Source organism: Sphingomonas sinipercae (assembly GCF_011302055.1).
In the GTDB taxonomy this organism is placed as follows: domain Bacteria; phylum Pseudomonadota; class Alphaproteobacteria; order Sphingomonadales; family Sphingomonadaceae; genus Sphingomicrobium; species Sphingomicrobium sinipercae.
Genome location: NZ_CP049871.1, coordinates 66,876 through 77,500 on the forward strand (window position 1 = coordinate 66,876; position 10,625 = coordinate 77,500).

General features: G+C 63.9%; 8 protein-coding genes, 1 tRNA gene and 2 rRNA genes (1 of these 11 only partly in view). 3 read left to right on the forward strand and 8 right to left on the reverse strand.

All coding sequences use genetic code 11. From position 1 onward, the window contains the following. Positions 1-57: 57 nt before the first annotated feature. On the forward strand, positions 58-594 hold the full coding sequence (locus tag G7078_RS00345) for a hypothetical protein (RefSeq protein ID WP_166091852.1): 537 nt from the start codon (positions 58-60) through the stop codon (positions 592-594). 114 nt (positions 595-708) lie between these two features. Next, on the forward strand, positions 709-1,821 hold the full coding sequence (locus G7078_RS00350; RefSeq protein WP_166091854.1) for a GGDEF domain-containing protein: 1,113 nt from the start codon (positions 709-711) through the stop codon (positions 1,819-1,821). Here G7078_RS00350 and hutU read toward each other — a convergent pair. The 3 genes from hutU to hutI are packed head-to-tail and all read right to left on the reverse strand — an operon-like array spanning position 1,818 to position 5,299. Next, complete coding sequence (hutU, locus tag G7078_RS00355) at positions 1,818-3,476, reverse strand: urocanate hydratase (protein WP_166091856.1); 1,659 nt, start codon at positions 3,474-3,476, stop codon at positions 1,818-1,820. The genes G7078_RS00350 and hutU overlap by 4 nt on opposite strands. 10 nt (positions 3,477-3,486) lie before the next feature. After that, entirely contained in the window at positions 3,487-4,095 is a 609-nt protein-coding gene (locus tag G7078_RS00360) for a Pr6Pr family membrane protein (RefSeq protein WP_166091858.1), read from the reverse strand. Continuing rightward, the gene (gene hutI / locus G7078_RS00365; protein ID WP_166091860.1) at positions 4,088-5,299 is read right to left on the reverse strand and encodes an imidazolonepropionase; all 1,212 of its coding nucleotides are present in this window, start codon (positions 5,297-5,299) and stop codon (positions 4,088-4,090) included. The genes G7078_RS00360 and hutI overlap by 8 nt, the downstream gene beginning before the upstream one ends. 40 nt (positions 5,300-5,339) lie before the next feature. Between hutI and G7078_RS00370 the strand changes: the two genes are divergently transcribed. Then, on the forward strand, positions 5,340-6,221 hold the full coding sequence (locus G7078_RS00370; protein WP_166091862.1) for an arginase family protein: 882 nt from the start codon (positions 5,340-5,342) through the stop codon (positions 6,219-6,221). Here G7078_RS00370 and G7078_RS00375 read toward each other — a convergent pair. From G7078_RS00375 to G7078_RS00395, 5 genes are all read right to left on the reverse strand, one after another. Continuing rightward, positions 6,218-6,802 carry an alpha-ketoglutarate-dependent dioxygenase AlkB gene (locus G7078_RS00375; RefSeq protein ID WP_166091864.1) on the reverse strand — a complete coding sequence of 195 codons (585 nt, stop codon included), beginning with the start codon at positions 6,800-6,802 and terminating at the stop codon, positions 6,218-6,220. The two genes, G7078_RS00370 and G7078_RS00375, sit on opposite strands and share 4 nt — an antisense overlap. Next, on the reverse strand, positions 6,799-7,812 hold the full coding sequence (locus G7078_RS00380; RefSeq protein WP_166091866.1) for an ATP-dependent DNA ligase: 1,014 nt from the start codon (positions 7,810-7,812) through the stop codon (positions 6,799-6,801). Before G7078_RS00380 ends, G7078_RS00375 begins: the two co-directional genes overlap by 4 nt. A gap of 71 nt (positions 7,813-7,883) precedes the next feature. Beyond that, positions 7,884-7,960 (reverse strand) — tRNA-Met (locus tag G7078_RS00385). 122 nt (positions 7,961-8,082) lie between these two features. Beyond that, a 5S ribosomal RNA gene (gene rrf, locus G7078_RS00390) occupies positions 8,083-8,197 on the reverse strand. A 117-nt stretch (positions 8,198-8,314) separates the two neighbouring features. Then, positions 8,315-10,625 (reverse strand): 23S ribosomal RNA (locus tag G7078_RS00395) (it continues 483 nt past the right edge of the window).

Sequence of the window (10,625 nt, forward strand, 5' to 3'; positions counted from 1 at the left end):
TGGAACTGGCGCCGAAGATGCGTTACGCTGATCGCAATCAACACGGGGGACTTGTTGATGAAGAAGCAATTGTTCGTCATCGCGGCGCTGTTCGTTGCCGCCGTTCCGGCCCTGGCCCAGGTCGTGCCGGTCAAGATCCTTCGACCCGTCGCTCCGGGGGTGCAGGTGCGCCAGATCCAGCAGGCGCCAGGGTATAATCCGGTGCTCGTCGACCCCGCCAACGATCCGGATCGGGCCCGCGCGCTGATCGCCAAGCTGCAGAAAGACAAGCGCGCGATGCGCGAGAAGATGCAGACCACATTGCTGGAGCTGCAGAACGCCCGGACCACCATCGATGAAATGACCCGCGTCGGCGGATCGCTCGTCCGCGCGCAATGCGTCAGTTCGACCTTGTCGCGCACGACCAGCGGCGTTGAGGAAAATTGCGCCGCCAGCGGCTATATGTGCGCCGGGACGGAAGGCACGTGCCACCGCAGCTGCACCACTTCCAGCCAGTGCGCCGCCGGCTTCGTCTGCGACACCGGCGCCAGCCGCTGCGTCACGCCGCCGCCGCCAGCCGACGACAGCTGCGACAGCTTCTGGGACTTCTGCTAACGAGCGAAGGATGGGCAGCAACCCGGCGCGACCCAGGTCGCTGTCGGCGTAGACTGATCCATTTCGGTTGTAAGTTTCACGCGCGGACAAGGGCCAGCATTTAGAGTGGGTGGAATGCAGACCTTCGCATTGTTTCGCACTCGCCCAGTTCACGCCGCGACCTATATCGAGCTGGTTCGCAGCCTGACGACCACCGTCGTGCCGAGCGCCATCATGGGCGCCCTGTTCGCGATGACGGCGACGATTTGCGCGGCTCGCACTGGGGACCCGATCCTGGCGTGGATCGCGGTCGTCGGTTCGCTCGTCGCCGTCATCCGCGGCCTGGTCCAGCTGGCAATCAATCGACAGCTTCGCAGACCCGACCTGGACGAGACGCATGCTCGCCGCCTCGAGCGGCAATTCGCCGCCATCTACCTGCTGTTCGCTGCAATCGTCGGCGCCTTCACGGCCGCGGCATTCGTCCTGTGCCCGGTCGATGAGCAGATCGCGGCCACCGCGCTGCTGGTCGGCTATGCGGCCGGCGTCGCTGCGGGCGTTTCGCTGCGCCCCAAAATCTCGGTCCCGGCGGTCCTGTTGGCTGTCGTCCCAGCGATCGCCGGCGCGGCCTATGTCGGCGGCGCTTCCCATTATCAGCTTCCCATAATCCTCGCCGCGCTCATGCTCGGCGGCGTCGGCAGCATGGTCAGCCGCTATCGCACCGCCGTTCGACTGATCGAGATGCGGCAGTTGTTCGCGTCGATGGCAAAGCGCGACCCGCTGACCGGCCTCGCCAACCGGCTGGCGCTGGAGCAGGCGTTCCTGGATTCGGTGCGCGCCTGCGGCGGCAAGCTGATCGTGCTCCACTGCCTCGACCTCGATCGGTTCAAGCCGGTCAACGACACCTATGGCCATGCCGTCGGCGATGCCCTGCTGGTCGCCGTGGGCCGACGGCTGGAGCGGCTGCTTCGCCCGGGCGACTCGGCCTTCCGCCTCGGCGGGGATGAGTTCGCAGTGCTGCAGACGGGGATCGTCCATCCGGACGAATCGGAGCTTGCGGCGCGGCGTATCGTCCGTGCGCTATCCGAGCCTTACGAAATCGCCGGCAACCAGATCGTCGTCGGCGTCAGCATCGGCTCCGCCCGCGGCGTCGATTGCGGGCCCGATCTGATGCTGATGCTCTCGGTCGCCGACAAGGCGCTTTACGACATCAAGCATCGTGGGATTCCTGGGCAAGCGCTGGCGGGCTAGTCGATCATCGGTAGGTCGAGGCCCTGTTCACGCGCGCAATCGACCGCGATGTCGTAACCCGCATCGGCGTGGCGCATGACGCCGGTGCCGGGATCGTTCCAAAGCACACGTTCCAGCCGGCGCGCGGCATCGTCGGTGCCGTCGGCGACGATGACCATCCCGCTATGCTGCGAATAGCCCATGCCGACTCCGCCACCGTGGTGGAGCGAAACCCAAGTCGCGCCCGACGCGGTGTTGAGCAAGGCGTTGAGCAGCGGCCAGTCGGAGACGACGTCGCTGCCGTCCTTCATGCTTTCGGTTTCGCGGTTGGGCGAAGCGACGCTGCCGCTGTCCAGATGGTCGCGGCCGATGACGATCGGGGCGGAGACTTCGCCGTTGCGCACCATTTCGTTGAAGGCGAGGCCGAGGCGATGGCGCTGGCCGAGGCCGACCCAGCAGATGCGCGCCGGAAGCCCCTGGAAGGCGATCCGCTCGCGCGCCATGTCGAGCCAGCGATGGAGGTGCGGATCGTCGGGGATCAGCTCCTTCACGCGCTGGTCGGTGCGGTAGATATCTTCGGGATCGCCGCTCAGCGCCACCCAGCGGAACGGCCCGACGCCGCGGCAGAATAAAGGGCGGACGTAAGCGGGGACGAAGCCGGGGAAGTCGAAGGCGTGGGTGACGCCGGTGTCCTTGGCTTCCTGGCGGATGTTGTTGCCGTAATCGAACACGGGAATACCCATGTCCTTGAACGACAGCATTGCTTCGACATGGCGGGCGATGGAGATGCGCGCGGCCTGCGCCACCGCTTCCGGATCGCGTTCGCGCATGTCCTGCCATTTGGCGACGCTCCAGCCGGCCGGGCAATAGCCGTTGGCCGGGTCGTGGGCGCTGGTCTGGTCGGTCAGCGCATCGGGCCGGATGCCGCGTGCGAGCATCTCCGGAACCAGTTCCGCGGCGTTGCCGAGCAGGCCGACGCTGGTCGGCTCGGTCGCCGAGCGGATGATTTCCAGCGCCTCGTCGATGCTGGTCGCACGGCGGTCGAGGTAGCGGGTTTCGAGCCGCTTTTCGATGCGGCTGTCCTGCACTTCGATGGCTATGCAGTGGGCGCCGGCCATCACCGCAGCGAGCGGCTGCGCGCCGCCCATCCCGCCAAGACCGGCGGTCAATATCCACTTGCCGGAAAGGTCGCCGCCGAAATGCTGGCGGCCCATTTCGGCGAAGGTCTCGTAGGTGCCTTGGACGATGCCCTGCGTGCCGATGTAGATCCAGCTGCCGGCGGTCATCTGGCCATACATCATGAGGCCCGCACGATCGAGCTGGTTGAAGGTTTCCCAGTTGGCCCATTTGGGCACGATGTTGCTGTTGGCGATAAGGACTCGCGGCGCATCCTTGTGGGTGCGGAAGACGCCGACCGGCTTGCCCGATTGGACGAGCAAGGTCTCCTCCTCGCCCAGCCGCTCGAGCGTCGCGACGATCTTGTCGAAGCATTGCCAGTTGCGCGCCGCCCGGCCGATGCCGCCGTACACGACCAGGCTTTGCGGATCCTCGGCAACCTCCTCGTCGAGGTTGTTCATCAGCATCCGCACCGCGGCTTCGGTGGACCAGCTCTTCGCCTTGATGTCGCTGCCGCGGCGGGCGCGAATGTGGCGGCTGTTGTCGCGTCTGTCGTTCATCGGCGCCTCTCTAACGGCTCGATCGCTTCGACCCAAGCGGGCGCCAGCGGTCGATCCAGACCAGCAGCAGCCCGGCGAGGACGAACATCGCGGCAATGCCGCCGGCATTGATCGCTGTCTGGGTCCAGCCGAGTTTGCCGACATCCATGAACGGATAGGGATAGCGGCCTTCCACCTGTCCCCGCGCCAAGGCGTAGGCGAAATAAGCGAGCGGGTAGGCGTTCCACCACAAAGGGTCGCTCCAGCGCAGCGACTTGCGCGGCGCGAACAACAGCCACCACAGGGTCATCGCGACCGGAGAGACCTTGTGCAGCAGGGTGTCGGCCACCACCGCGCCGCCGCTCAGCTCAACGAGCCCGCGCAGCAGCAGCATGTAAACGGTGCCGACGAGGATGATGGCAATGGTGACCCCGCCGAGCATGAACGGCCTGACCCGCCGCCCGATCGCCACCAGCGTCATGCTCACGGCCACCGCGAGATTCGTGAGTACGGTGAAGAAGCGCAGCAGGATCCAGGCGGTGTCGGCAATGTCGCGCTGGCCCGCGTAGGTGGCGGCGAACTGGACGGCGAGGCCGGCCCAGCAGACGATCGCCACCAATGCCGCGGCCGCCCTAGCCATCCTGTCCCGCGTAGATGCGCCGCTCCGGCCCCGGCAGGCCGATCCAGTAACCGAGCTCGGCAAGGCTTTCGATGCGCCAGACGCACAGGTCCGCGGCCATGCCCGGCGCGATGCTGCCGGTCTCTTCCTCCAGCCCTAGCGCCCTGGCGGCGTTGGTCGTCATTCCGGCCAGCGCTTCTTCCGGCGAAAGTCCGAACAAGGTGCACGCCATGTTCATCGCCAGGGTCGGCGACAGCAAAGGCGAAGTGCCGGGGTTGCAGTCGGTCGCCACCGCCATCGGCACCCCGTTGTCCCGCAGCATCTGCACCGGCGGCTTGCGCGTTTCCTGCAGCGCGTAGAACGCGCCAGGAAGCAGCACCGCGACGGTCCCGGCCTTCGCCATCGCCGCAGCGCCCGCCGCATCGAGATGCTCGAGATGGTCGGCCGAGAGCGCCTGATACCTGGCGGCCAGGGCGGCGCCATCCTGGTTCGACAATTGCTCGGCGTGGAGTTTCACCCGCAGGCCGTGCCTGGTCGCTGCGTCGAAGACGCGCTCGACCTCGTCCGGGGTGAAGGCGACGCGCTCGCAGAAGGCGTCGACGGCGGTCGCCAGCCCTTCCTCCGCCGCGGCGGGAATCAGTTCGTCGACGACTATTCGAACATAGTCCTCGCGCCGGTCCTTGAAGTCCGCGGGCAAGGCGTGGAGCGCGAGCAGCGTCGGCGAGACCCACACCGCCTCGCTGGCCGCAAGCGCAGCTGCACAGCGCAACAGGCGCAGCTCGCCGTCGACATCGAGGGCATAGCCGGACTTGATCTCGACGGTGGTGACGCCGCCCTTCATCAGCGCGTCGAGGCGCATCGCCGCGGAAGCGAGCAGGCTGGTGGTGTCCGCCTGGTTCGTCGCACTGACGGTCGAAACGATCCCGCCGCCGGCGTTGGCGATTTCCTCATAGGTCGCGCCGGCGCGGCGCATCGCATGTTCGTTGGCGCGGTTGCCGCCGAAGATGAGATGGGTGTGACAGTCGATCAGCCCGGGCGTCACCCAGGCGCCGCCAAGCGGCACCACGTCGCGGGCGTGATAGCCGGCTAGTTCGGTGCGCTTGCCTGCGCGAACGATCCGGCCGTCCTGGATCCCCACCGCCCCCTGCTCGATGATTCCGAGCGGGTTGCCCGGCGCGGGCACCATCGTCGCAACGCGACAGTCGGTAAGGAGGCGATCCCACATTCGGTTGCCCTCTAGCGGGCGCGGTTGCTACCGCAAAGCCATGAGCAACTGGCCCAACCTGTCGGAACTGCTGATCACCGACGCACCGACCGTGCCGATCGGCCTCGTCGGAGCGCCGCTCGCGGCGGGTTCGGTGACGCCGGGACGATGCGACCTGGCCCCGCGCAAGTTGCGAGAAACGCTGCGGCGAATCGGAAGGTACGATGTCGAGGTCGGGCGGTCGATCTTCACGCCGATCAACGATCGCGGCGATGTCGCCGTCGAGGGGCTGACGATCGAAGAGGCCAGCAAGCCGATCCGCGATGCTGTCGCCGGAAGTGTTTCGGACCACGCGCTGACGCTGGTCGCCGGCGGCAACAATGCGGTGACCCGCCCCGCGCTGCTTGGCTTGGAAATGCCGCTCGATCGGGTCGGGCTGATCACCCTCGACGCCCATTTCGACATGCGCAGCCTTGAAGACGGGCTGTGTAACGGAAATCCGGTTCGGGCACTGATCGACGACGGGCTGCCCGGACGCAACATCGCCCAGGTCGGACTGGCCAGTTTTGCCAACACATCCGCCATGCACCGCGACGCCATCGCGGCGGGCAATTTGGTCATCACCATCGAACAGGTGCGGCGCGACGGCATCCGCGCAGCGATCGAGCGAGCGATCGACCAGCTTTCCGGCTGCGACGTGCTGGTCGTCGATTGCGACATCGACGTCATCGACCGGGCGCAGATGCCCGGAGCGCCCGGCGCTCGCCCAGGCGGCATGCATGTCGCCGACTTCTTCTGGGCGGTGCGGCGGCTAGCACGGGTCAAGCGCACCAGAATCATCGACTTGACCGAATGGGATCCGCCGCTCGACGCCACCGACCTTAGCGCGCTGACGGCGGCGCGCTGGGTGGCCGAGTGCGTCGCCGGCTTCGACGAACGTTAGTTCGCCGCGGCCTTGCGGCGACCGAGGTCGGATAGGGTTCGCAAGGTGATCGAGAAGCGCAGCGCCGCACCGGGCGCGATGCTATGTTCCCATTCATGCCGGGCCGTCCCGGTCAATAAATAGACCGACCGCGGCTCCACTTTCAGGCTGACACGGTCGAAACCGTCGGGCTTGCGGCGGCGGAAGCGGAGGACGGCCGGCGCGCCGAACGAGAAGCCGACGACAGTGTCGAACACCGGGCGGTCGCGATGCCAGCCGATGCCCGCCCCGGGATCGTAGCGGGCGATCAGCGCATGGACGAAGGCGTCCGCGGCCACACCAGCGAGATCCGCGGCCGCGCGCTGGAGCGGCTGCAACCAGGCAGGCAGCGGCTCCGACGGCGCGAAGCTGGAGTCCTCGAAATCGTAGCGCCACCCGAAGGTGTGGGTCTTGCGCTTGCCCAGCCAGCCCTGGAAGCGGAAGGGCGCGAGCTCCACCGCTTCTAACTGCGCGAGGATCGCGCGCTCCTGCTCCTCGTCGAGTACTGCCGGCTGGTAACGCAGGCCCGGCAGCAGATCGCCGCCGAAAAGGTCGCCGGTCATGGCCCGAACAATTCCTTCAGCTCCGACGGCTTGAGCGCCGGCGCGAGCTGGTCGTAGGTGCATTGCTTCGGGTCCTTGTCGGGGCGCCAGCGGACGAAGCCGGTGCCGTGCCGAAAGCGGCCCTTGGTGACCTGGTCGTAGCGCACTTCGACCACCAGTTGCGGCCGCAGCGGCTCCCACGGCATCGACCGCGCATTGCTCCAGCGGCTGGGGCCGCCCGGGGCGTTGCCGGTGAAGCCGGGCGCTTCGACCAGCTCTTCGAGTTGCCTCGTCAGCGCGGGCCGGTCTTCCGCCTTCAGCGCGGACGTAAAGCCGACATGGTTGAGCGCGCCGTCGGAATCATAGAGACCGAGCAACAGCGAGCCGACTTCCTGGCCTTTTTGCGCATAGCGAAAGCCGCCGACGACACAGTCGGCGGTGCGCTGCTGCTTGACCTTGATCATCGCGCGCTCGCCGGAGCGATATTCCTGGGTTGCGCGCTTGGCGACGACGCCGTCGAGCGCGCCGCCGCTGCGATCAAGCCAGCCGAGCGCAGTGCGGCGCGAGCGGGTCATTGGCGACAGATGCAGTGATGGTAGGTCATTTTCGCCAAGCAACCGCTCCAGCGCGGCGCGGCGCTGCTCCAGCGGCTCCCCGACCAGCGACTTGCCGCCGACCGCGAGCAGGTCGAATGCCATCAGTTCGGCGGGCGTCTGCGCGGCCAGCTTGCGAATTCGGCTTTCGGCCGGATGCAGCCGCAGCTGCAGCGCGTCGAACGAAAGGGTATCGCCGACCGGGATGATCAGTTCGCCATCGAGCAGGAAATCGTCGCACCCGAGCGTCGCCAGCATCGCGACCACTTCGGGAAAATAGCGGCCCAGCGGCTTGCCCGACTTGGACGTCAGCGTGACCGCATCCCCCTTGCGGCGGGCAAGGCAGCGGAAGCCGTCCCACTTGGGCTCGAACTGCCAGCCGCCGTCCTCGGGCAGCTCGGCAGCGAGCAACGCTTCCATCGGTGCGGGCACGTCCATGCCGGTTCAAAGGTCCGCCGGCGCTGCGGTTCCGGGCACAAAAAAAGCCCGCCGAATGGCGGGCTGTTCGTTGGTTGCGGGGGTAGGATTTGAACCTACGACCTTCAGGTTATGAGCCTGACGAGCTACCGGGCTGCTCCACCCCGCGCCAACAAAAAAGCCGCCGCTCGGACGAGCCGGCAGCGGCTGTTTAGGACCCCATCAAAGTACTACTTTGATGGGACCCTGTAACGTTGTGAATGGGTTTTTCTTCTAATCGCCGGCTGCAAAGCCTGGCGGCGACCTACTCTTCCACTGCTTAAGCAGTAGTACCATTGGCGCTGTCCGGTTTCACGGCCGAGTTCGGGATGGGATCGGGTGGGTCACGGACGCTATGACCACCAAGCTATGAAGCCGGCGAAAAGAAGATCTAGAAATCGTGCACACTTTTTATTCTGGCGTCATCTAGCCAAGACGATCGCAGCCTCATCGACAGCAAAACTGTCGATGATGGTGCAAATTCATCAAGCGCGAAATGAGTAATTAGGACCGGTTAGCTCCACGCATTACTGCGCTTCCACACCCGGCCTATCAACGTGGTGGTCTTCCACGACTCTAAGATGACTTATCTTGAGGGAGGCTTCCCGCTTAGATGCTTTCAGCGGTTATCCCGTCCATGCATAGCTACCCTGCTGCGCGGCTGGCGCCACGACAGGTCCACCAGAGGCATGTTCAACCCGGTCCTCTCGTACTAGGGTCAACTCCTCTCAATCATCGACGCCCACGGCAGATAGGGACCAAACTGTCTCGCGACGTTCTGAACCCAGCTCACGTACCACTTTAATTGGCGAACAGCCAAACCCTTGGGACCTGCTCCAGCCCCAGGATGTGATGAGCCGACATCGAGGTGCCAAACAACCCCGTCGATATGAGCTCTTGGGGGTTATCAGCCTGTTATCCCCGGCGTACCTTTTATCCGTTGAGCGATGGCCCTTCCACGAGGGACCACCGGATCACTATGACCGACTTTCGTCTCTGCTCGACTTGTCAGTCTCGCAGTCAGGCGGGCTTATGCCATTGCACTCTAACAGACGGTTTCCGACCGTCCTGAGCCCACCATCGCGCGCCTCCGTTACTCTTTAGGAGGCGACCGCCCCAGTCAAACTACCCGCCACAGAGGGTCCCTGCACCGGATAACGGTGCGAGGTTAGACTGTAGAAAACAACAGGGTGGTATTTCACAGGTGGCTCCACCCAAGCTGGCGCCTGGGCTTCAAAGCCTCCCACCTATTCTACACAATTGTTTCCCACAGCCACTCTGAAGCTGCAGTAAAGGTGCACGGGGTCTTTCCGTCTAACCGCGGGTACTCCGCATCTTCACGGAGAATTCAATTTCGCTGAGCAGGTGTTGGAGACAGTGGGGAAGTCGTTACGCCATTCGTGCAGGTCGGAACTTACCCGACAAGGAATTTCGCTACCTTAGGACCGTTATAGTTACGGCCGCCGTTTACCTGGGCTTCAATTCGGAGCTTGCACTCCTCCTCTTAACCTTCAGGCACCGGGCAGGCGTCAGACCCTATACGTCGTCTTGAAGCCGACTTAGCAGAGCCCTGTGTTTTTGTTAAACAGTCGCTACCCCCTGGCCTGTGCCCCCTCAAAGCGGTTGCCCGCAGTGAGGGCCTCCTTCTTCCGAAGGTACGGAGGCAATTTGCCGAGTTCCTTCAACACCCTTCTCTCAAGCGCCTTGGTATACTCTACCTGCCCACCTGTGTCGGTTTCGGGTACGGTCTATATGGTGGGGCTATTTCCTGGGACCTCTTCGCCGCCAGTACCAATCCAATAAGGACTGACGACTTACGAGATCCGTCACACTCCACCAGGTTCAGGAATATTAACCTGATTCCCATCGACTACCCCCTTCGGGCTCGTCTTAGGGGCCGACTCACCCTGCGCGGATTAGCCTTGCGCAGGAACCCTTGGGCTTTCGGCGAGAGGGCATCTCACCCTCTTTATCGCTACTCATGTCAGCATTCTCACTTCCGATACCTCCACCGTCGGTTACCCTTCGGCTTCATCGGCTTACGGAACGCTCCGCTACCGCGTGTACAAAAGTACACACCCTAAGCTTCGGTGCATGTCTTTAGCCCCGTTACATCTTCGCCGCAGGAACCCTTATTTAGACCAGTGAGCTGTTACGCTTTCTTTAAAGGATGGCTGCTTCTAAGCCAACCTCCTGGTTGTTTTGGGATTCCCACATGCTTTCCCACTTAGACATGACTTGGGGACCTTAGCTGTAGGTTAGGGCTGTTTCCCTTTTGACGACGGACCTTAGCACCCGCCGTCTGTCTCCCGGACTATACTCGATGGTATTCGGAGTTTGGTTAGGTTTGGTAGATCTCGCGACCCCCTAGCCCATCCAGTGCTCTACCCCCATCGGAAAACATCCGAGGCACTACCTCAATAGTTTTCGCGGAGAACCAGCTATTTCCCGGCTTGATTGGCCTTTCACCCCTAAGCACAACTCATCCGGTAACTTTTCAACGTTAATCGGTTCGGGCCTCCAGTGCGTGTTACCGCACCTTCACCCTGGTCATGCATAGATCGCCGGGTTTCGGGTCTAATGCATCAAACTCATTCGCCCTATTCAGACTCGCTTTCGCTGCGCCTACACCTAACGGCTTAAGCTTGCTTGATACATTAAGTCACTGACCCATTATGCAAGAGGTACGCGGTCAGATCTCAAGGATCCTCCCACTGCTTGTAGGCAACCGGTTTCAGGTACTTTTTCACTCCCCTAATCGGGGTGCTTTTCACCTTTCCCTCACGGTACTAGTT